The 22334-nt window shown below is 40.1% G+C and carries 19 protein-coding genes and 8 tRNA genes; 22 read left to right on the plus strand and 5 right to left on the minus strand.

Annotation, left to right across the window (positions count from 1 at the left end; translation table 11 throughout):
* Nucleotides 1-138: 138 nt before the first annotated feature.
* Together PS1M3_RS05585 and PS1M3_RS05590 are read left to right on the plus strand one after the other, a co-directional pair.
* Nucleotides 139-978, plus strand: a complete 840-nt coding sequence (locus PS1M3_RS05585; protein ID WP_058552807.1) for an isopenicillin N synthase family oxygenase — start codon at nucleotides 139-141, stop codon at nucleotides 976-978.
* A 195-nt stretch (nucleotides 979-1173) separates the two neighbouring features.
* Entirely contained in the window at nucleotides 1174-2571 is a 1398-nt protein-coding gene (locus PS1M3_RS05590; protein ID WP_203986658.1) for a DEAD/DEAH box helicase, read from the plus strand.
* Nucleotides 2572-2626: 55 nt separating this feature from the next.
* Here PS1M3_RS05590 and PS1M3_RS05595 read toward each other — a convergent pair whose 3' ends face one another.
* Together PS1M3_RS05595 and PS1M3_RS05600 are read right to left on the minus strand one after the other, a co-directional pair.
* The gene (locus PS1M3_RS05595; RefSeq protein WP_008132224.1) at nucleotides 2627-3370 is read right to left on the minus strand and encodes a DUF3307 domain-containing protein; all 744 of its coding nucleotides are present in this window, start codon (nucleotides 3368-3370) and stop codon (nucleotides 2627-2629) included.
* Nucleotides 3370-3993, minus strand: a complete 624-nt coding sequence (locus tag PS1M3_RS05600; RefSeq protein WP_203986660.1) for a hypothetical protein — start codon at nucleotides 3991-3993, stop codon at nucleotides 3370-3372. The genes PS1M3_RS05595 and PS1M3_RS05600 overlap by 1 nt, the downstream gene beginning before the upstream one ends.
* 147 nt (nucleotides 3994-4140) lie before the next feature.
* Between PS1M3_RS05600 and PS1M3_RS05605 the strand changes: the two genes are divergently transcribed.
* The 8 genes from PS1M3_RS05605 (at nucleotide 4141) to PS1M3_RS05640 (ending at nucleotide 12674) form a co-directional block, all read left to right on the plus strand.
* Nucleotides 4141-4644, plus strand: coding sequence for an NYN domain-containing protein (locus PS1M3_RS05605; protein WP_203986663.1), 504 nt, complete (start codon nucleotides 4141-4143; stop codon nucleotides 4642-4644).
* 152 nt (nucleotides 4645-4796) lie between these two features.
* Entirely contained in the window at nucleotides 4797-5717 is a 921-nt protein-coding gene (gene nudC / locus PS1M3_RS05610; RefSeq protein ID WP_203986665.1) for an NAD(+) diphosphatase, read from the plus strand.
* 9 nt (nucleotides 5718-5726) lie between these two features.
* Entirely contained in the window at nucleotides 5727-6908 is a 1182-nt protein-coding gene (locus tag PS1M3_RS05615; RefSeq protein WP_203986667.1) for a cystathionine beta-lyase, read from the plus strand.
* A gap of 144 nt (nucleotides 6909-7052) precedes the next feature.
* Nucleotides 7053-7880: an ABC transporter permease gene (locus PS1M3_RS05620; protein ID WP_203986669.1), complete on the plus strand. Its 828-nt coding sequence runs from the start codon at nucleotides 7053-7055 to the stop codon at nucleotides 7878-7880.
* Nucleotides 7877-8785, plus strand: coding sequence for an ABC transporter ATP-binding protein (locus PS1M3_RS05625; protein WP_203986671.1), 909 nt, complete (start codon nucleotides 7877-7879; stop codon nucleotides 8783-8785). The genes PS1M3_RS05620 and PS1M3_RS05625 overlap by 4 nt, the downstream gene beginning before the upstream one ends.
* Nucleotides 8785-9159, plus strand: a complete 375-nt coding sequence (locus tag PS1M3_RS05630) for a PH domain-containing protein (RefSeq protein ID WP_006794021.1) — start codon at nucleotides 8785-8787, stop codon at nucleotides 9157-9159. The genes PS1M3_RS05625 and PS1M3_RS05630 overlap by 1 nt, the downstream gene beginning before the upstream one ends.
* 197 nt (nucleotides 9160-9356) lie before the next feature.
* Complete coding sequence (locus PS1M3_RS05635; protein WP_008132234.1) at nucleotides 9357-10145, plus strand: putative porin; 789 nt, start codon at nucleotides 9357-9359, stop codon at nucleotides 10143-10145.
* 252 nt (nucleotides 10146-10397) lie between these two features.
* Nucleotides 10398-12674, plus strand: a complete 2277-nt coding sequence (locus PS1M3_RS05640; protein ID WP_138741099.1) for an acyl-CoA dehydrogenase — start codon at nucleotides 10398-10400, stop codon at nucleotides 12672-12674.
* A 65-nt stretch (nucleotides 12675-12739) separates the two neighbouring features.
* On the opposite strand, the gene PS1M3_RS05645 is transcribed toward PS1M3_RS05640, so the two are convergent.
* Together PS1M3_RS05645 and cysK are read right to left on the minus strand one after the other, a co-directional pair.
* Nucleotides 12740-13174 carry a hypothetical protein gene (locus tag PS1M3_RS05645; RefSeq protein ID WP_006794018.1) on the minus strand — a complete coding sequence of 145 codons (435 nt, stop codon included), beginning with the start codon at nucleotides 13172-13174 and terminating at the stop codon, nucleotides 12740-12742.
* Nucleotides 13175-13317: 143 nt separating this feature from the next.
* Nucleotides 13318-14286, minus strand: a complete 969-nt coding sequence (gene cysK, locus PS1M3_RS05650; RefSeq protein WP_006794017.1) for a cysteine synthase A — start codon at nucleotides 14284-14286, stop codon at nucleotides 13318-13320.
* A 458-nt stretch (nucleotides 14287-14744) separates the two neighbouring features.
* On the opposite strand from cysK, the gene PS1M3_RS05655 reads away from it, so the two are divergent.
* The 12 genes from PS1M3_RS05655 (at nucleotide 14745) to PS1M3_RS05710 (ending at nucleotide 20248) form a co-directional block, all read left to right on the plus strand.
* Nucleotides 14745-15896, plus strand: a complete 1152-nt coding sequence (locus PS1M3_RS05655) for a dicarboxylate/amino acid:cation symporter (protein WP_203986673.1) — start codon at nucleotides 14745-14747, stop codon at nucleotides 15894-15896.
* Nucleotides 15897-16046: 150 nt separating this feature from the next.
* Nucleotides 16047-16697 (plus strand): UvrY/SirA/GacA family response regulator transcription factor, encoded by a 651-nt coding sequence (gene uvrY / locus PS1M3_RS05660; RefSeq protein ID WP_006794015.1) that lies wholly within the window; start codon nucleotides 16047-16049, stop codon nucleotides 16695-16697.
* A gap of 9 nt (nucleotides 16698-16706) precedes the next feature.
* A complete protein-coding gene (gene uvrC / locus PS1M3_RS05665) occupies nucleotides 16707-18530 on the plus strand; it encodes an excinuclease ABC subunit UvrC (protein ID WP_203986675.1) in 1824 nt (607 codons plus the stop codon).
* A gap of 42 nt (nucleotides 18531-18572) precedes the next feature.
* The gene (gene pgsA, locus PS1M3_RS05670) at nucleotides 18573-19118 is read left to right on the plus strand and encodes a CDP-diacylglycerol--glycerol-3-phosphate 3-phosphatidyltransferase (protein ID WP_058429426.1); all 546 of its coding nucleotides are present in this window, start codon (nucleotides 18573-18575) and stop codon (nucleotides 19116-19118) included.
* A 140-nt stretch (nucleotides 19119-19258) separates the two neighbouring features.
* Nucleotides 19259-19334: transfer RNA gene (locus tag PS1M3_RS05675), tRNA-Gly, on the plus strand.
* Nucleotides 19335-19364: 30 nt separating this feature from the next.
* Nucleotides 19365-19438 (plus strand) — tRNA-Cys (locus PS1M3_RS05680).
* Between the two features lie 36 nt (nucleotides 19439-19474).
* Nucleotides 19475-19560: transfer RNA gene (locus tag PS1M3_RS05685), tRNA-Leu, on the plus strand.
* Nucleotides 19561-19625: 65 nt separating this feature from the next.
* Nucleotides 19626-19701: transfer RNA gene (locus tag PS1M3_RS05690), tRNA-Gly, on the plus strand.
* Nucleotides 19702-19740: 39 nt separating this feature from the next.
* A tRNA-Leu gene (locus tag PS1M3_RS05695) sits at nucleotides 19741-19827 on the plus strand.
* 127 nt (nucleotides 19828-19954) lie between these two features.
* Nucleotides 19955-20030 (plus strand) — tRNA-Gly (locus tag PS1M3_RS05700).
* 19 nt (nucleotides 20031-20049) lie between these two features.
* A tRNA-Cys gene (locus PS1M3_RS05705) sits at nucleotides 20050-20123 on the plus strand.
* 38 nt (nucleotides 20124-20161) lie between these two features.
* Nucleotides 20162-20248: transfer RNA gene (locus PS1M3_RS05710), tRNA-Leu, on the plus strand.
* Nucleotides 20249-20710: 462 nt separating this feature from the next.
* Here the strand turns inward: PS1M3_RS05710 and PS1M3_RS05715 are convergent.
* The gene (locus PS1M3_RS05715) at nucleotides 20711-22309 is read right to left on the minus strand and encodes a BCCT family transporter (protein ID WP_203986677.1); all 1599 of its coding nucleotides are present in this window, start codon (nucleotides 22307-22309) and stop codon (nucleotides 20711-20713) included.
* Between the last annotated feature and the right edge of the window lie 25 nt (nucleotides 22310-22334).

Below are 22334 nucleotides of genomic sequence, written 5' to 3' on the forward strand. Positions count from 1 at the left end.
TTTGCGGACATATGTCCTTATATTTTTGGGACTGTTTGTCTATCCTCGCATGGCGCTATAATGAAGTCCTTGCTACTTTATATACTTAAAAGTATTTGGAGTACCTCACTTCAAACAACCTATTCACTGGAACGTACAATGCAATTACCTACTGTTGATTATAAAGCTCCCGATGCGGCTGCACAATTTGTTGAATCGTTAAGAAATACTGGATTTGGTGTTTTAAAAAATCACCCAATTCCACAGTCTTTAGTTGAGTCTATTTACAAGAACTGGCAAGACTTTTTTAACTCAGAGCAAAAGCACGACTTTTTATACTCTAAAGAAACACAAGACGGTTACTTTCCGCCTTCAGTGTCTGAAGTAGCTAAAGGCTTTACCATCAAAGACATTAAAGAGTACTTTCATGTTTACCCAAATGGGCGTGTACCTGCTGAGCTTGAAGCCGACGTACGTGAGTACTACCGCTTAGCAAATGAATTTGCTGCAACACTTTTAAGCTGGGTTCAAGCTGAGGCGCCTGCTGATGTGCGTGCTAAGTTTTCGATCGATCTTAAAGATATGATTGCAGACTCTGATCAAACATTGCTACGTATTTTACATTACCCACCAATGACGGGTGATGAAGAGCCTGGTGCTATTCGTGCTGCTGCACATGGCGATATTAACTTATTAACCGTATTACCAGCATCAAACGAGCCAGGCTTACAAGTTCAAAAGACAGACGGCGGTTGGTTAGATGTACCATGTGATTTTGGTAGCTTAATTATTAACATTGGCGATATGCTGCAAGAAGCATCTGGCGGTTATTTCCCGTCTACTATTCACCGTGTTATTAATCCAACTGGTAAAGCGTCTACTAAGTCGCGTATTTCACTACCGTTGTTTTTACACCCGCGCCCAGACGTTGTGCTTTCAGAGCGTTACACCGCAGATAGCTATTTGCAAGAACGTTTACGCGAGCTAGGCGTTAAGTAATACCTAAGCTTAATTAAGCCTACTTTTAGGTTTTTAAGCATTAACAAAAAACGGCTTTTAGCCGTTTTTTGCGTTTTAGGCTTAGCAATATAGGGCTTCAATTGAGCGCAAAGTAAATAATGGCATGCATTCTAGCCCACGACAGGTATAATGCGCGCAACTGGCCGTTTTGGCCTTATTTAAAAGAGAGTTTATATGAGTTTTGACGGTCTAGGTTTATCACAGTCTTTAGTTAATGCGGTTTTAGAAAAGGGCTATGAAACGCCAACGCCAATTCAGGCTCAAGCAATTCCTGCAATTATTGAACGTCGCGATGTAATGGCGGCAGCACAAACCGGTACAGGTAAAACAGCGGGTTTTACGCTGCCACTTATCGAACGTTTATCAACAGGCCCAAAGGCAAAAAGTAACCATGTTCGTGCGCTTATTTTAGCACCTACGCGTGAGCTTGCACTTCAGGTAAGTGAAAACGTTGAAGAGTACGCTAAGCATTCAAACGTGAGTTCGTTTGTTGTGTATGGTGGGGTTAAAATTAACCCGCAAATGCAGCGCCTTCGTAAAGGCGTCGATATTTTAGTGGCAACGCCTGGGCGTTTAATTGATTTACATAATCAAAATGCCGTTAAGTTTGATAGCGTAGAAGTGCTCGTTTTAGATGAAGCCGACCGCATGCTCGACATGGGGTTTATTCACGACATTAAACGCCTTATTGCTAAAATGCCTGCTAAGCGCCAAAACCTCATGTTTTCGGCTACGTTTTCAGATGATATTCGAGCGTTAGCTAAAGGATTAATAAACGATCCGGTTGAAATTTCAGTCGCTGCAAAAAACACCACAGCTAAAAGTGTAACGCAAAGCGTTTACGCGGTAGATAAAGGCCGTAAAACAGCTTTACTAAGTCATTTAATTCGTAGTAACGATTGGCAGCAAGTTTTAGTATTTAGCCGCACTAAACACGGTGCAAACCGATTGGTTAAACAACTTGAGCGCGACGATATCGTAGGCGCAGCTATTCATGGTAATAAATCACAGGGGGCCCGTGTAAAAGCGTTAGATGGTTTTAAAAGTGGCGAAGTACGTGTACTTGTAGCGACCGATATTGTGGCACGTGGCCTTGATATTGTTGAGCTTCCGCATGTTGTTAACTACGACTTACCAAATGTGTATGAAGATTATGTTCACCGTATTGGCCGAACAGGACGTGCGGGTGCATCAGGGCATGCAATTTCGTTTGTTACAGTTGATGATGCAGTGGATTTATACGGTATTGAACGCTTTATTGGTGAGCTTATTCCTCGTGCTGAAGAAGAGGGCTTTGAACCAGTAAACCCAGTAGCAGAACGCGCATTAGACGCACGCCCATTACCTGCTAAAAAGCCAAAGAAAAAGCAACCTTTTAACAAGCCTAAATCTGATAGCAGTAAGCCAAATAGTAAAAAGCCAAATAATGGCGGCAACGGTACTGGCCCTCGTCGCGGTGGCTCTAAAAAGCCTGCTGCTAAAAAAGATGATAACGCACAAAATCCCTGGGCAAAGCGCCAGTCGGTAGGCGGAAACGGTCAGCGCCGTCGCCGTCCAAATAATAATGACTAATTAGGTTTAGTTAGTTTTAATAAAAACGCGCTTACTTTAAATGGTAGCGCGTTTTTTAATGTATTAAATACCTTACTATTAAACCTACAAACAAAGTTACACTTACGCTAAGTAGTGTGCCTAACATTACGTATTCGGTGAGCTTTTTATCTTTACTGGCGCTTAAATCGCCAAACCTAAAGACCGACTTAGCCGCTAATAAAAATCCAACCCCCGCAAATTGATCGAGTAAAATAAAGCTCAGCATTAATACGCGCTCCAACATGCCAATACTTTGCCCTGCAAGTACTAAGCTGCCTTTACTGCTAAAGTTACCCGTTAAACGCTCTAGCATCATTCTAATAAATACTGCACTTGGGCTTAAAATAATTAAATAACCGCACACAACCCACAGCACATTTGGGTTAGTGACAAGTGAATATAGGGTGTCTAAAAAGTGTGTATTATCGCTCAGCCATACGCTTAAGTAGATTATTACGGCTATGTGGGCAAGTTGATCCAATAAAAAGGGCACGACACCTTTACTTGAGTAAGATTTGGCTATATCAATTGCGTAATGACTAAGCATAATAACGGCGGTTGCTATTACAACACTGCTAATTTGTTGCCAGCCATAAGTGTATTCCCAAGCGCTAATAATTATTGCGCTAGTGACCCCATGGACCAATACATGAAAATACAGTTTAGTTGCCTTGAAGTGGCGGGAGTTTCTGTCGTTAACCCAGCTCATAGGTTGCCAGTAAAAATCAGCCAATAAATGGCCAATAATTAGGGCTACGAGTAAAAGCGAAAAAGCCATTAGCTTCTCCCTTGATTTATATTTTTTATGATGTTGCTCGCATGCTCTAAAAACCGTTCGATAAGTTGGTAATGGGCTAAATTAAGTAGCTTAGTTACGTTTTCTCTGCTGGTTTTAAGATCTTTTGCTAAAGCTGCATGGCTATTATCGGTACTGGTTAAATAGGCGTACAAAGCATTAGCTTGTTTTTGTGTTATTTTAGTTAGTAGTACATCAGCAAAGGCTAAAGTAAGGTTTAAACTTTCATGAATGCTTTGAGGGGGCGTATTAAATAAAAACCGTTGATTGGCTATTTTATCAAGGCCATGACCCGAAAGAGTAAATGCTGAACCTGTAGCTGTTTTTATATCATTGCGCGGGTTATCTATTTCCCCAATAGCCATACTTTGTCTGACTTCGTACCCTGATGCCTTCAAATATAAATAAATTAAAACGGCATGCTTAAACAAATACTCAGGGTCATTAATTTGTAATTGAAAAGAGTCGCCTCGATAAATATTCCAAAGTGTACTCTCGCCCGATACACAACGTAAACTTTGCTCTAGCTCATAAAGCATGGCATCGTATTGCTGTTTAGGAATAGTTTGCGATTTAATAATATCGCCGCTGATCACACCAATCATAACAATCCAAATTAGTTACTTTTTAAAATGTAACCAAAAATGGTTACATAGCGTTATGTAACTAATTTAGGTTACTTAAAAGCAAATAGCAAGGTACACTGAGTTTAAATTATTTCGCTATGGCTATTATTCTAACTAGGGCATTACATGACTTCATTTAACTCGCAGCAAAACATTAAACCGCGTGTAGGTATATTTGTTGACGTACAAAATATTTATTACACGTGTAGAGAAAGCTATAGCAAAAACTTTGATTACAATGCTTTTTGGCGAGTTATCCAGGAGCAGTACGAAATAGATTGTGCGTTTGCTTACGCTATTTATCGTGGAGATGAAAAGCAAAATCAGTTTCAAAATATTTTGCGCGCCATTGGCTTTGATGTAAAGCTAAAGCCGTTTATTCAGCGTCGAGATGGCAGTGCCAAAGGCGACTGGGACGTAGGCATAACGATAGATATGCTAGAGCATGGAAAGAACATCGATAAGGTGATTTTACTCTCTGGCGACGGTGATTTTGCACTGTTACTTGGGCATTTAAAAAATCAATATAATGTGCCGTGTGATGTATACGGGGCAGATAAGTTAACCGCCGAAGTACTTAAACAAAGTGCAGAGCAGTTTCATTTGATTGATGATAGTTTATTACTTTAAAGCTTTAAAAAGAGAGGCTAAGTGCCTGCAACATGAGAGTTTTTAATACAGAGCCTATATAGTTTAATATAGGCTTTATTGTTGCTGTAATAAATTGGGTTTGCTCGTCGGTTATGTTAATTTTAAGCGATGACGAGTAATTAAGGATTTACATGCTCAACTACAGTGATATGCCACTTGATAGATGCTCCAATGTGCGAAAAGACCCAAAATGGCTCAAAGGTCAATTGTCGTCGCAAAGCTTGTGGCTTTTGGTAAAAAACAACGAAACATTATTTATTAAAAATACGCCTCAAATAAAGTTTTTACCGTACGAAAAAATTGCACAGCTAAACTTAACCAATGCGCTATTTTTAGGCTTAAACACCACAAAACAGGGGGTGTTTGCCCTCGATGTATCTACTATTGATGACACAACACTTACCCCCATAATAAGTGGCGCAGAGTTTATGGATATTCGTAAACAGGGCCCACTTGTTGATATAAAAGAGGGGTCTATTGCTGCACTTGCCCGCGGGCTTTGTTATTGGCATGCAACTCATCGTTTTTGTGGGCGTTGTGGCAGTAAAAACCATTTAGTTGAAGCGGGGCATTCTCGTTTATGTGAAAACGAGCGCTGTAAACACCCCACGTTTCCTCGTACCGATCCTGCCGTAATCATGGTTGTAACTAAAACGTTTGCCGATGGCATTGAGCGATGTTTGCTTGGCCGCCAAGCAGTTTGGCCTAAGGGAATGTATTCGTCATTAGCCGGCTTTGTAGACCCAGGTGAAACTTTAGAGCAAGCTGTTGCCCGTGAGGTAAAAGAAGAGGCAGGGATTGACGTTGATGACGTAACCTATGTGGCCTCTCAGCCATGGCCATTCCCTTCATCTATTATGCTTGGCTTTTTTGCAAAGGCAACGTCTGAGCAAATTAACGTAGATAAGGACGAACTTGACGATGCTAAGTGGTTTAGCCGTGAAGATTTGGCAAACTTTGGTAATTGGCATGACGAAGGAGAGCATTTAAAACTTCCTCGTACTGATTCTATTTCTCGCTATTTAATTGAACATTGGCGTACTAATCCATAAGGAATAACCATGTCGAGTGACAGTAATAAAAATACTCAGCTTGTGTCGTCTGGGCGCAAAAAAGCTTACACCCATGGTGTAGTAAACCCCGTTGTGCAGCGCGCATCAACGGTGGTATTTGATTCGGTTGCAGAACTTAAAGAAGCGGCAAAAAAACGCGGCGATAAAACCCTTTTTTATGGGCGTCGTGGCACAACCACACATTTTGCATTGCAAGAGGCCATTACCGAGTTAGAAGGCGGTGAAGGGTGCGCACTTTATCCGTGTGGGGCTGCTGCAATTAGCCAAGCGCTATTGTCGTTTTTAAAAAGTGGTGACCATATTTTAATGGTTGATAACGCGTATGAGCCTACTCGCGATTTTTGCGATAAAATTTTAGCAGGGCTAGGAATTACCACTACTTATTACCCGCCAACAGTTGGTGCAGGCATAAAAGATTATATTAAGCCAAACACCAAGGTGTTATTTTTAGAATCTCCTGGTTCTATAACTATGGAAATTCAAGACGTACCAGCCATGGTAAACGTAGCCAAAGAACATAACGTTATGACCATGCTGGATAATACTTATGGAAACGGCCTTCATTACCGACCGCTTGAGCATGGCGTCGATATTAGTATTCAAGCGGCAACAAAGTACATTGTTGGTCATTCAGATGTAATGATGGGAGTTGCAGTGGCAAATAAAAAATATTGGCCAACGCTTCGCGAACATTCTTACTTACTAGGGCAGTGTACAAGTGCTGATGATGCATATTTGGCACTGCGCGGTTTACGCACGATGAGCGTGCGTTTAAATCAGCATGAAAAGGCGGCGATAAAGGTAGCAAAATGGCTTGAACAGCATGAGTTAGTTGATCATATTCGCCATCCAGCCTTTGAAACCTGCCCAGGCCATGCGTTTTTTAAGCGTGACTTTGACGGCAGTAATGGCTTGTTTTCAATTGTTATGAAAACAGGGAATCAAAAAGCGATAGATGCATTTTTAGATAGCCTTCAGCATTTTAAGATGGGTTTTTCGTGGGGTGGCTTTGAAAGTTTAGTTACCGCTAATTTAACCATGAAAGGGTTGCGCTCAACCACCGGGTGGGATTTAGGACCGGTTATTAGATTGCATATTGGCCTTGAAGATATCGACGACTTAATAGCTGATTTAAGCCAAGCGTTAGAGGTATACAAGCTGCATTTATAACTATGCGCTTGTTACATTTTAATGGTTTGTTACAAAGCTCACTCTTAGTGGGCTTTTTTTTGCTGGTAATTCAAGGTGTTTACACTTAGGGTTGTTATATTAGGCTTTAAACTAAAGCATGAGCAACGTCATTAAGGATAGTCAATGGCAACACCATTACCAATAAACGTAGGGCGATTAACGCAAATTGCGGGATTTGAGCTTGTACGTATGTTTTTAACTAAACGTGGGCTTATAGCTCTTGCGGCATTTGCACTTGTTTGGTTAATTATTTTACGCTACCCGATAGGACAAGCTGTGAGCATTATTAGCTCCCCAAACTTTGAGCAAATAGCCCGCGATATTTCAGGCTCAATTGGCTTGAGTAAACTTCTTGATTGGCCTGAAGCCGAGTTTGCTATGTATTGGCTTATTGCATTGTATAGCTTCCCTGTTTTTAGTTTATTTATTTGTAGTGACCAAACAGTGGGTGACAGAGAGCGCGGTACACTTAGGTTTTTATCATTGCGTTCAACCCGATTTGAAATATTGTTTGGCCGATTTTTAGGGCAATTAGCGGTATTAACGTGTTTGGTAGCAATTACTCTAGTGGCCACGTTAGCGGTATTAGGGTATCGCGATCCGAGTTTGTTGGTAGGGGGCGTTGGCCGCGCACTGTCGATATTTTTAATTCTTATCGTTACATTTGCACCGTTTGTGGCGTTAATGACTTTAATTAATACTTTTGCACGTTCATCGCGGTTATCAATTGTACTCGCTATTTTATATTTTACAGCGGGTGGAATTGTAGTGGGTTTAATACAGTGGCAAATACCTGCATTAAGCGTGCTTGATTATTTATTCCCGGGTGTACAAATAGAGCAACTCGCCGGTCAAAACCTGCCATTATTAAGTGCCGTGGGAATACCACTTGTACAAACTGCTGTGTTACTGGCAGTGGCTCAACGTATTTTTGCAAGGAGCTCACTATGAATCCATTAATTACAGGGCGTAATTTAAGTAAGTCGTATGGGTCTAAACTTGCGCTTAATAATGTGAACTTTGAAATTGAGCAAGGTGCTCCTGTTGCTCTTGTTGGCCCAAATGGTGCGGGTAAAACAACATTATTTAGTTTGTTATGCGGCTATATAACGCCCAGCAATGGTGAGCTTGAAATACTCGGCCATAAACCCGGCAGTGCCGCCTTATTTAATAAGGTCAGTGCTTTACCACAAGATGCGCAGCTCGATCCGCGTTTTAATATAGATAAACAACTTGCTTTTTACGCCAAATTACAAGGTATGAGTACCAAGCAAAGCCAAACAGAAGCATTGCGCGTGCTTGATTTAGTTGGGCTGCGTGAAATTGCTAAAAACCGTGCAGGTGATTTATCGCATGGTATGCGCAAACGTGTAACCATAGCGCAGGCTCTAATTGGTTCGCCGCAAATTGTTATGCTAGATGAGGCAACCGCAGGACTTGACCCTATTCATGCCAGAGAAGTACGTGAGTTGGTGTCAACGTTGAGCTCTGAAGCAACCTTTATTTTAAGTTCGCACGATTTAACTGAGCTTGAGCGGTTATGTTCCCAAGTGCTGCATTTAGATAAAGGCGTATTGAGTGAGCATCAAACAAAAGTAAATCAAACCGACAAACACTTTTACACATTAATGCTAAACGAGATGTATGAAAACGTTGAGCAACAGTTACAGTTACTCAATGGTGTAAGCTCTGTTTATATGAGCCAACACAAAGAGTATGTTATTGAATACACACAATCTGAGCAGGCACTTGATATTGCACTATTACAGTTTTGCCACCAACATAATTGGCAATACAGGCAATTGGTTAATGGCCATACATTAGAAAATCAAATTTTTAAACAGGAGAAAGCATAATGGGTTTATTAAGCGGATTAATGGGTAACGCAAGCGAAGTTGATGATTCTGATTTAGAAAAAGTACTCGCTAATACATTAATTGAGGGTGAGCACGTCGAAAAAGCCTATAAAGTTATTCGCGATATGTTCATTTTTACAAACAAGCGCTTAATTTTAATTGATAAGCAAGGTGTAACTGGTTCTAAAATGGAAATGGTGAGTATTGCTTACTCTAAAATTACCAAGTTTAGTAAAGAGAGTGCAGGGCACTTTGATTTGGATGCTGAACTTAAAATTTGGATTGGCTCTGACCCAACGCCACTTACAAAAGAGTTTAAAGCAGGCGATAACATTAATGAAGTTTATAGAGTAATTAGCCAACACGCTCTATAATCGTACAACTACTTTAAGTAGTTGTTGACAAGATGTAACAACTACTTTAATTTTACAGTTTCTTACACCTACTTACAATTAACTTAACAAATACAATAGTTTAATTAAGTTTTCATTCAGTTTCCCAGCGTTAGCATGTGCCCACTTTAGTAATTTAGCTAAAGCATAAAACGCAATGTACAAAGGGAAGTCTTACAATGAAAAAATTAGCAGTTATTATTTCAAGCATTTTATTATCTAGCACTGCGGCTGCTGCAGACAGCTATAACTCAATCAGTAACTTAAGTTACAAAGACAGCGACAATAACGATACCGTTGCTGTAGATTCTATTTATTATCTATCACCTAAAAAAACATTAGGCCCATACGACCAATTTGAATACATTAATAAACAAAGCAACATTTACGGCGCATACGCTGATGACGACTTTAGCGATACAACGTTAGTTGGTGGTGAGTACTTTATTAATGAATTTGTTATTGGTGCGTCATACACAAACCTTGATGTTGGTAATCACAACGAAGCATATACAATTTCAGGCGGTTACTTTTTTAACCCAGACCTGCTTGCAAAAGTGACGTTAGTTGAAAATAAAGATGGCGAAGACTTCGCTTTATTCGATTTAGCGTATAACCATATGCTTAACAGTACCGATTACGTAGGTGTAACTGTTACTGCGGATGATGATTTTGATTACCGCGCCGTTGCTGCTAAATACTTTATTGATTTACAGCAAGGTAATTACTTAACATTTGAAGGTAAATACGAAAGCATTGATGATGCTGAAAACCAATGGGTGGCAGAAACGAATTACTATTTTTCAAAAGCGACCTCTGTATTTGCAAGCTACGATAAACAAGATACCTACAGCTTTGGTGCTCAGCACTTCATTAACAAAAATATTGGCCTTAAAGTAGGTTACGAGAACAATGCCGATGACTCTGATAATGATGCTTACTTTGCAAACATGCGTTTTCAGTTTTAATTAATAACACAATTTAAGTTTTCAGCTTAATTAAAATATAAGCCCGCTCATGCAGCGGGCTTTTGTATTGATAAGGCTTATACGTTTTATTTGTTAGTTGCTTTACCCATATCAAAATTAATAATTACAGACTAGTTTATTCTTTATTACCTAATTTACAGGCTTAGTAGACAGCGTATTTGCAATGATTGTATTTAAACTAAGATGGGTCATACTTAGGTTATTAATTTCTAATGTTAAAGGAATGTAGGCATGTCGGTATTTATCATTTTACTGGTTGTTATGGTGGTTATTTTTGCTGTTAAAGATATCCGCTTAAACCTGATCAGTAGACCCACGTTTAAAATGTTTAAAAAAGTACTTCCACCGCTTTCGCAAACAGAGCGAGAGGCTATGGAAGCAGGCGATGTTTGGTGGGATGGAGAACTATTTAGTGGTAACCCTGATTGGAAAAAATTACACAATTTTCCAAAGCCAGAATTGAGCGAAAAAGAAAACGCATTTATGGCTAATCAGGTTGAGACCCTAATGGCGATGCTAGATGATTACCAAATAGTGCAAAAAGATAAAGATTTGCCAATAGAAGTGTGGGATTACTTAAAAAAAGAAGGTTTTTTTGCATTAATCATTCCTGAAAAGTTTGGTGGGCGAGAGTTTTCGGCGATTGCTAATTCAACCATTGTTTCAAAAATTTCGACTAAGAGTTTAACTGCGGCGGTTACCGTAATGGTGCCAAATAGTTTAGGGCCGGGTGAGCTATTGCTGCATTACGGTACTAAAGAGCAGCAAGATCGCTGGTTACCAACGCTTGCCAATGGTGAAGATGTTCCATGCTTTGCACTTACAGGCCCAGAAGCAGGCTCTGATGCCGGTAGCATTCCAGACTCTGGCGTTGTATGTAAAGGAGAGCACAATGGTGAAGAAGTAATTGGCCTTCGTTTAAACTGGTCAAAACGTTACATTACCCTTGCACCCGTTGCCACCGTGTTAGGCCTTGCTTTTAAAATGTATGACCCCGATGGTTTATTAGGAGACGAAAAAGAGCTTGGTATCACGTGCGCACTTATTCCAACCGATCACCCTGGAGTTAAAACAGGTGAGCGCCATTACCCACTTAATATGGCATTTATGAACGGTACAACTTATGGTGAAGACGTGTTTATTCCGCTTGACTGGATTATTGGTGGACAAGAGTGTGCGGGGCGTGGCTGGCGCATGCTGGTGGAGTGTTTAAGTGCAGGGCGTGGTATTTCGCTGCCGGCTTTAAGTGCTGCAACCGGTCACCTAGCGGCTAAAATGACTTCAGCATATGCCGTAGTTCGCCAACAATTTGGTGTATCTATTGGGCAATTTGAAGGTGTGCAAGAAGCGCTTGCTCGCATTGGTGGCTTAACTTACACACTAGAGTCATGTCGGTTAATGACGGCTGGCGCAATCGATTTAAAACTTAGCCCTTCGGTTGTCACCGCTATTGCCAAATACCATATGACGGAAATGGGTCGTACAGTCATGAATGATGCGATGGATATTCATTCAGGCAAAGGCATTCAGGTGGGGCCAAATAACTATTTGGCACATGGTTATATGGGAATACCGGTGTCTATTACGGTAGAAGGCGCAAATATTTTAACTCGAAATTTAATGATATTTGGCCAAGGAGCGACTCGTTGTCATCCCTTTGTTCTAAAAGAAATGGAGGCCGCTGCACTTGAAGACGACGATGCTGCTCTGAATCAATTTGATGGTTTATTAATGAACCATATATTATTTGCTGTAAGTAATGCCAGCATGGCATTTATACATGGTTTAACACGTAGTTACTTTGCAAAAGCGCCTGTTGGCGGCGAAACAGCAGTTTATTACAAGCACCTAAGCAGAATGAGCAGAGGCTTAGCTATTTGTACTGACGTAGCCATGTTAATGTTAGGTGGTGAGCTCAAACGCAAAGAGATGATATCTGCCCGATTAGGTGATGTATTGAGCCAGTTGTATTTAGCTTCTACGGTTTTAAAACGCTACGAAGACGAAGGTCGTCAACAAGCAGACTTACCTTTTGTTAAATATGCGATAGAAACATCGTTATTTGAAATTGGCCAAGCGTTTGATGGTTTTTTCAAAAATTTCTCAAACCCAATTATTAATTTTGTGCTTAAGCGTATTGTATTTCCAATTGGTAATCATTACGAAAAACCAAGCGATGAAATTGCACAACGTATTTGCGAGCATATGACACAACCAGGTGTGTTTAGAAATCGCTTAACTCATTTGTGTTATGTAGATGAAAACGCAGGTACAGGGGTAATGGAAAATGCATTTTTAGCCATGCACGATATGCAGGCTCAATTCAAAGATTTAAAACAATGGCAGCGCAAAGGCAATATTCCTGCAACGCTCGATATTGAAGGTGCGATTAACTTTGCATTAGACAATGATTTAGTAACGCAAACCGATGCCGATGCTATGCACCATGCCAATAAGCTACGTAAGCAAGCAATAGCGGTTGATAACTTTCAGCAAGGCGAGTTGTAGCTAATTATGTGAAGAGGAAATAAAAAAAAGGCCTTACATGTGTAAGGCCTTTTTTAATATAATGATTAACGTGCGTATGGGTCGGCAACTATTTTGTCGATATACCATTTACCTTTTTTACGTAGCATTTTTACGCTACGCATATCATCTATTTTGTTACCATTTAAATAACCGGTGAAAATAAGATTTATTTTAGCATTGTCACCATACTGTTCGCGTACACTCATATTGGTCATATCAACTTCAATAATAACCTCATCGTACTGCATGTTAACTAAGTTACGAGTAAATTGTTTAGCTGTACCGTACGACTTCATGATTCGCGTAAGGTTGGGTGTTGCCATGGTTGTTGCTTTTTGAAGGTCTTGCTGATTGTACAAGGCATCAAAGTAGGCTGTTGCAGTGTCACCCGGTGAATCGCCAAGTTTTTTTACATCATCGCCACAGGCAACTAAAAACAAACACAGAATAAGGCTGACTAAATAGGTTATTTTTTTCATGTTAATTTTTGTTAGTTAGTTTTATTTAAGTGTGTGGTGAATTAGCTAATATGTAAAGACATGGAAGGTAAATAAAAAGATATTGCAGAGTAAATAATAAAAAAGGATGCCTAGGCATCCTTTCAAAAAATGGTTAGCTATGATTATTGAACAAGCTCTTGGTCACTAAATTCCTCATCAAATAGCGGGCTTGATAAGTAACGTTCAGTGGCACTTGGTAAAATTACAACTATATTTTTGTCGGCATTTTCTGGTTTTTCAGCAATGCGTTTTGCTGCCACTACAGCAGCGCCAGATGAAATACCCACTAGTATACCTTCTTTTTTCATTAGCTCATGTGCCATAGCAATTGCATCTTCGTTAGATACTTGCTCTGCAGCATCTATTAGGCTCATGTCTAGGTTTCCAGGGATAAATCCTGCGCCAATACCTTGGATTTTATGTGGCCCTGGCTTAACTTCTTCACCGGCAAGTGTTTGGCTGATCACTGGCGAATTAGTTGGCTCAACAGCAATAGACTTAACGTTTAGACCTTTTTCTGTTTTAAGGTAACGACTAACACCTGTTATAGTCCCGCCAGTACCTACGCCTGCTACAAAGTAATCCACTTTACCGTCAAGAGCATCAAAAATTTCTGGACCTGTAGTCTCAAAGTGTATTTTTGGGTTTGCTGGATTCTCAAACTGCTGTAGCAAGATATACTTTTCAGGATCGGTGGCTTGAATCTCTTTTGCTTTTTGGATTGCACCATTCATACCTTTAGCACCGTCTGTAAGCACAAGGTTGGCACCCAACGCTTTTAGAAGTTTACGACGCTCTAAGCTCATAGTGTTAGGCATAGTAAGCGTTAGTTTATAACCACGTGCTGCGGCAACGAAGGCCAATGCAATACCTGTATTACCAGATGTAGGCTCGATAAGTTCTTTACCCTCAGTTAGCTGACCTGCTTTTTCAGCCTCCCAAATCATCGATGCACCAATGCGGCATTTTATACTAAAGCTTGGGTTACGCGCTTCCACTTTAGCGAATACATTCCCACCTGTAACACGTTTAAGTTTTACCAGTGGTGTATTACCGATACTAAGTGAGTTATCTTCAAAAATAGTAGACATAATGTTCCTTTGGATACAATCTGATCAACGTGCTAATAGCCTTTGCTACTAACTATATGTTGACACTTTACTGAGAGTTTAAAAAAATAAAAGTAAAGTTTGGCTATAAGATATATCCATTGAGCTTATAACTAAGTGAAATAAAAATCTATATTAGCTGTGCCTTTTGTTATTAGGTGCGCACATTTAATTTAATGATAAGACGCTTTTGTTTGTTATGTCGGCTTTTTACCTATAAATAAAATAAAGAGAAGCTTAAATATTTAAATAGGCGCAGACACTCATGCGGCCTAACGGCTAATAAATTGAGTGATTTTTGAATATGATACTTTACCGAGGTCAAATGCACTTTTTATTGATGATTATTTATGCAAACAAACTTTAGTTCAGCGGTTTTATGACACAAGCTAACCAAAACATGATAAAAACGTTTATCTAACAATAATTGAGTAATAAAAATGAAGTTAATTTTAAAGTTAATTGCCGGCATTGTGGCTGGTATATTGGTAGGCTTTTATGTGCCTTTGACAGGTGTTGAACTCTTATTTACGGTTAAAGAGTTAATTGGTCAAATTATTTCCTTCACTATTCCTCTTATTATTTTGTTTTTTATTGCTTCTGGTATTGCAGGGCTTCCTAAAGGTTCTGGCCACTTACTTGGTAAAACGGTTGGATTTGCATATAGCTCTACCGTCATTGCCGGCACGCTTGCTTTTTTATTAGTCAGTGCTGTTATCCCATTTTTAAGTGGGGGTATTACATTCGAAGCTGAAGTAGCCACGGAAATAGGCAGTTTTATTGATATAGAAATCCCACCATTAATGGGGGTGATGACTGCGCTTGCTACGGCTTTCATATTTGGTATTGGTATGAGCCAGCTTGAATTAGACACATTAAAAAAAGTATCGGATCAGGGTCGTGATGTAATAGATGCGTTATTGTCAAAAGTGATTATTCCGGCATTACCGTTTTATATTGCCGGTGTATTTGCTGAAATGACTGTAGCAGGCACAGTGGTTGATACGCTGCAAACATTTGGCGTGGTGCTCATTGCAGCCCTTGTAATGCATTGGCTATGGTTAAGTGTTCTATATATTGTAACAGGCATTTTATTGAAGCGTAATCCACTTGAATTAGTTAAAAATATGCTACCGGCTTATTTTACTGCATTAGGTACTATGTCGAGTGCAGCAACTATTCCTGTGTCGTTGCAATCAAGTAAAGCAAATAATGTTAAAGAAGACGTAGCAAACTTTACTGTACCTTTATGTGCCACCATTCATTTGTCGGGTTCAACGATTACTATTGTTACGTGTGCCATGGCCGTTATGTTTTTATCGCCAGGTATGGAAGTGCCATCGTTAATGGGCATGTTGCCATTTATATTTATGCTCGGTGTTGTGATGATTGCAGCGCCAGGTGCACCGGGTGGTGCGGTAATGTCTGCGCTTGGGCTTTTAACAAGCATGCTTGGCTTTAATGAAGGGGCTGTGGCATTAATGATTGCACTGTACTTAGCACAAGACAGCTTTGGTACGGCATGTAATGTTACCGGTGATGGTATTATTGCATTATGGGTTGACCGTTTTAGTGAAAAGTCAGCCTCTTAAATCGCTGGGCACATTGATTTCAGTACTTTTAACTTTAGTTAACGTGCCTGAGTGAGAGCGATAATATTAGTTATTGTTTCGCTTTAACTGTGTTAATGTGACAAATTAAATTATTTAGACGTGTGTAGTTGAGTTAATGAGGGTATTGCATTGATTAATGTACTTTTAGTTGATGATCATGAACTAGTACGAACTGGGATCAGACGCATATTAGATGATGTGCGTGGGTTTAAAGTTGTAGGTGAAGCAAAAGACGGTGAAGCCGCTGTTCAGTTTTGCCGACAGCACACACCTAATATTGTACTTATGGATATGAATATGCCTGGCATGGGTGGATTAGAGGCAACTAAAAAGATTTGTCGCTATTGCCCAGATGTAAAAATTATCGTTCTTACTGTTAATTGCGAAGACCCATTTCCGTCTAAAGTAATGCAAATTGGTGCACACGGCTTTCTTACTAAAGGAGCTGGCTCTGATGAAATGGTTCGTGCCATTCGTTCAGTCCATGCAGGTCAACGCTACATTGCGCCTGAAATTGCACAACAAATAGCACTGGCACAGGTTACTGGTCGTACAGACGAAAATCCGTTTCAGAGCTTATCAGAGCGCGAACTTCAAATAATGCTTATGATCACCAAAGGTGAAAAAGCACAAGATATTGCAGAGCGCTTAAACCTCAGTTCTAAAACAGTTAATAGCTATCGTTACCGAATGTTTGAAAAATTGAATGTAGGTGGCGATGTTGAACTTACACATTTAGCTATTCGTCATAAGATGATTGACATAGACGTGTCGTACTAACCCTTTTATATGTCTGAATTTGATCACGTACATTTTTTAAAAACGCTATCAAGCGAGCCCGGTGTTTACCGCATGCTTGATAGTGACAACCAAGTTATTTATGTTGGTAAAGCTAAACAATTAAAAAAACGCGTAAGCAGTTACTTTAGATCCAACATTACCGACAGCAAAACCCGTGTTTTAGTCAGTAACATTAATGATATTGAAGTCACACTGACCAACACAGAAACCGAAGCGCTACTGCTCGAAAATAACCTCATAAAAAAATATCAGCCTCGTTATAATATTCTACTGCGAGATGATAAGTCCTATCCCTATATTTTATTAACAAACCATAAGCATCCGCGGTTAGCGTTCCATAGAGGTAGCCGCAAAATAAAAGGTGAGTATTTTGGTCCATTTCCGAGTGCAGGCGCGGTCTCGGAAAGTTTGCGTTTAATGCAAAAAATATTTCCCGTTCGTCAATGCGAAGATGCTTATTATCGTGCCCGAAGTCGCCCTTGTTTGCAGTATCAGCTCAAGCGTTGCTCTGCGCCATGCGTTAACAAAGTTACCGAGCAAGACTACAGTGAACAAGTTGACTATGTTCGCAAATTTTTGACGGGTAAATCGGATGAAGTCATTGCCGAACTAATAAAAAAAATGGAAGCGGCCAGTGCGGAGCTCAACTTTGAGCTTGCCGCAAAAGTACGTGATCAAATAATGCTACTGCGTAAAATGCAGGAGCAGCAGTCTATTTCAGGTAATTTTGCAGAAATGGATGTGGTGGGCTTCGCGCATTTAAATGGATTAAACGGCATACATTTATTAATGATTCGCGATCATAAAGTGCTCGGCAGTAAAACGTACTTTCCAAAAGTACCAAAAGATTCAAGCGGGCAAGAAATTTTAACTTCATTCTTAGGTCAATATTATTTAGCACCAGGTGCAACAGGACGCATTGCTAAAGAAATTATACTCCCGTTTGAAATAGAAGAGAGCAGTGCGTTAAGCGAAGCACTGACGCAAATAAGCGATCGTAAAGTGGCGCTTAAAGTGGTTACACGTGGAGAGCGTGCGCAATACCTTCAACTAGCAAATAAAAATGCGTTAAACAGTATTGCTGTCAAACAAAGTACACAAGACTCTATTAATAAGCGCTATGCCCAATTAAAAGCAACATTACGCCTAGATGATATAGCGCGAATGGAATGTTTTGATATAAGCCATACTATGGGAGAAAACACGGTAGCAAGTTGCGTTGTTTTCGATTCGCAAGGCCCAAATACAAAAGAATACAGGCGCTATAATGTAACCGGTATAACCGGTGGTGATGATTATGCAGCCATGGAGTTTGCTTTAAATAAGCGTTACAACAAATTAGTGGATGAAGACAAAATCCCAGATGTAATATTTATAGATGGCGGTAAAGGACAGTTAGGGCGTGCAGAGCAATATTTTTCTAATTGGTCTCATTCTAAAATGCCTCTGCTAGTCGGAGTTGCAAAAGGAACGAGCCGTAAACCTGGCCTAGAAACATTACTCATAGATGGGGGGCGTAAAACAATTCCGATGGATTCTGATGCGCCTGCACTTCACCTAATACAACATATACGAGATGAATCTCACCGTTTTGCAATAGCTGGGCATCGTAATAAGCGCCAAAAACAGCGAACACAATCATTGTTGGAAGAAATTAATGGAGTAGGTTCTAAACGTCGCCAAACATTATTAAAATATTTAGGGGGCATGCAGGGGGTAAAAGCTGCTAATATAGAACAATTAAAGAAAGTTCCCGGGATCAGCCCTGATATGGCTGAGAAGATATTTAACCATTTACATGACAAGGGCTAGCCCTTCATGCGAATATAAAAGAAAAGACATATCCAAGTAGTTATGTGGAATATTCCAAACACACTCACAACATTTAGACTTTTTCTTATCCCCATTTTTTTGGTGATATTTTATTTGCCTTATAGCTGGGCTTTTTTTGCTGCCGCTTTTATTTTTTGGCTTGCATCAATTACCGATATACTTGATGGCTACCTTGCAAGAAAATTAGAACAATCAACGCCATTTGGAGCCTTTTTAGATCCTGTTGCAGACAAGGTAATGGTGTGTGCTGCACTTGTTGCTCTCTCTGATCAATATCAGTCAATGTATATGACCATTCCTGCGCTTATTATTATTAGTCGAGAAATAGTTATATCAGCATTAAGGGAATGGATGGCTGAGCAGGGCAAGCGTGGCAATGTAGCTGTATCTAATATGGGAAAAATTAAAACTGCCGCGCAAATGTTAGCCATCATTGGTTTGATTTGGCAATATGACACCTGGATGAATTATTTAAGTTTTGGGCTACTCTATATAGCAACCTTTTTGACCCTGAGTTCTATGCTGCAATATTTGAAGGCTGCATGGAGTGAATTGACCAAAAATTAACTGTAAATGTATAATAACGCACCGTTTTAGATAAAAAACAAGCAAACAGTTCAAAACTAGCATTTTTTGTATTGACGCGTTTAATAATCTCTGTAGAATGCGTCCGTGTTGAGAGGGCATAGCCCCCAAGATAACGAAATGCGGCACTAGCTCAGTTGGTAGAGCGCGACCTTGCCAAGGTCGAGGTCACGAGTTCGAGCCTCGTGTGCCGCTCCAAGTTATCTAAGGTTATAACCCCAGTGCTGGGGCGGAATGGCAGAGTGGCCATGCACCGGATTGCAAATCCGTTTACCCCGGTTCGACTCCGGGTTCCGCCTCCAATCAACACTCCACACGCTTTAAATAGCAAACTCGATGCCCGAGTGGTGGAATTGGTAGACACAAGGGATTTAAAATCCCTCGCTCTTAGAGTGTGCCGGTTCAAGTCCGGCCTCGGGCACCACTTTGTGGTTTAGTTATATGCACCAACATATAACTTTTAAAATGTAATAGTAGAATTAATATGATGCGGCACTAGCTCAGTTGGTAGAGCGCGACCTTGCCAAGGTCGAGGTCACGAGTTCGAGCCTCGTGTGCCGCTCCATATTAGTTTTATCCACTTGCTTTAAATAGCAAACTCGATGCCCGAGTGGTGGAATTGGTAGACACAAGGGATTTAAAATCCCTCGACTAACAAGTCGTGCCGGTTCAAGTCCGGCCTCGGGCACCACTTTAAATTATCATACCAAGGTAATTTGAAGTTGATAAATTAGTATTTTTGGCATTAGTTTAGTTACCAGAACGTTTTACCGCGACACGGTCGCGAACAAACGGACAAATTACTGATAATGTTTTATGCGGCACTAGCTCAGTTGGTAGAGCGCGACCTTGCCAAGGTCGAGGTCACGAGTTCGAGCCTCGTGTGCCGCTCCAAATTATATGGAAGCGTTAAGGCGGAATGGCAGAGTGGCCATGCACCGGATTGCAAATCCGTTTACCCCGGTTCGACTCCGGGTTCCGCCTCCACATAATTTACTCCACACGCTTTAATTAGCAAACTCGATGCCCGAGTGGTGGAATTGGTAGACACAAGGGATTTAAAATCCCTCGACTAACAAGTCGTGCCGGTTCAAGTCCGGCCTCGGGCACCATCTCTATATAAATCCCAAATCCGAAATCACAAAAACTCACACCACAAATTTTTTAATATATATTCAAATCTCATTTATCTAATCTATTTTTAATATCTCCTTAACTTTACTATTTAAAGATTTTGTCACTTAGCCTTTGCAAGGCCCAATTTTTATCGTCATTACTCTATTTCACTCAGCTCAGTTAATACCAATCCGAAATAGTACTTAATTATGTGAATCTGTATGAGTAACGCACTTGTCCATAACAAAATAAACAAATCAGAACATTAGTAATTTAATTACTCCTTTATCTATCTTTTAGTCAATCAGATATTTTCAACACGAAGAGAGTAAGGTTTGCTCTTTTAAAATAAAAAAGTAGTAACTAGAGCTAGATTGAGGAAAATGTGACGTGGCTATAATAAGTTTTAAATGAGTTGTATAAGCGACTCTTAAGAGCCACTTATACCGGATGAATTGTTAGTGCAGTTTGCTTTGAACCTTATAAGTAGGGTATTCGCTTAGCAAGCCTTGTATAAGCGCAACACACATTAAAATAAGTATGATTGAAAATGGGAGTGCAGTAGTTACTACACCCGATTGAAGTGCTTGTAAGGCTTGCGAGCCGCCAATCCAAAGTAACACTGCTGCTATCATACCTTCGACAGTAGCCCAAAATATACGCTGTGGCACTGGTGCATCAATTTTACCGCCAGCAGTTATGCCGTCTATCACCAGTGATCCTGAATCAGATGAAGTGATAAAAAAGACTAAAACTAAAGCAATAGAAATAATAGAAATAAAGCTAGAAAACGGTAGCTGTTCATATACTTGAAATAAAGTAACTGAAATATCAGTCAAGCCATTTTGTCCAAGTGGTCCGACTTTGTCTATAACTTGTGTAATTGCCATATTGCCAAATACACTCATCCACACAAGGCTGAGCAGAGTTGGCAGGCCTATAACAACAAGTAAGAACTCTCTTACAGTTCGTCCTTTAGAAACTCGCGCTATAAACATGCCAACAAACGGTGACCAAGATATCCACCATGCCCAATAAAATACAGTCCATGCGTGCATCCAATCTTCATCGGGCCTATTAAAAGGATTACTCAATGGTACAAAATGTTCTACGTATGCTCCCAGGGTAAACCAAACAGCAGGAATTGAATCAGAGAATGTAAGTACGATAACAACTAACAGTAAAATAAACGCACAAATTAAATTAACGTTGCTTAGTACTTTTACACCGCCCTCAATACCTCTAATAACAGAGAAAATAGCAATACACGTTACTAAGCCAATAACAGATATTTGAAAAGCAGTGCCATAATCGGTGCCTAAAAGGTAATTTATACCACTGGTCGCTTGTTGCGCGCCAAGCCCCAGTGATGTTGCTAAACCAAATAAAGTCGACAGTACCGCGAGTATATCTATGATATGCCCCATCCACCCCCATGCGCGATCACCAAATAAGGGATAGAAAACAGAACGTATAGACAAAGGCAGGCCTTTATTAAATGCAAAAAAAGCCAAGCTTAAGCCAACTACTGCGTAAATTGCCCATCCGTGCAAACCCCAGTGATACATAGTTGCACCTAAAGCTAATGAATGTGCTTGTGGTGAATTGGGTTCAACCCCCATAGGCATATGATACCAACCTGTATAATAAGCTGTTGGCTCTGCAACACCCCAAAATAGTAATCCAATGCCCATTCCTGCAGCAAATAACATGGCAAGCCACGATATGTAACCATGCTCTGGACGAGCTTTTACACCGCCTAAACGAATTTTACCTAAGGGAGAGAATGCCAAGATAATACAAAAGATTACAAAGGCGTTAGCAAGTAACATAAAGTAACTATCGAATTGATTTATGATAGTGTCTTTAGTGGAGGTTAGTGCGTCGCGGGTAACGGTAGGGTCAAAAACCAAGCTAAGCAATACAAATAAAACAACTAAAAAAGCGCTTATTCCAAATACAGGATTATGTATATCAAACCCCCATTTTTGAATATTATCTTGTCCAACTTGATAATCAGTAGTATCGATACTGTATTTTTTTGTCATGTCATCCATCGGCTTTCCTTTTTTAGATATCTTT

Origin of the sequence: Pseudoalteromonas sp. PS1M3 (genome assembly GCF_016865405.1) — a bacterium.
Lineage (GTDB): Bacteria > Pseudomonadota > Gammaproteobacteria > Enterobacterales > Alteromonadaceae > Pseudoalteromonas > Pseudoalteromonas marina.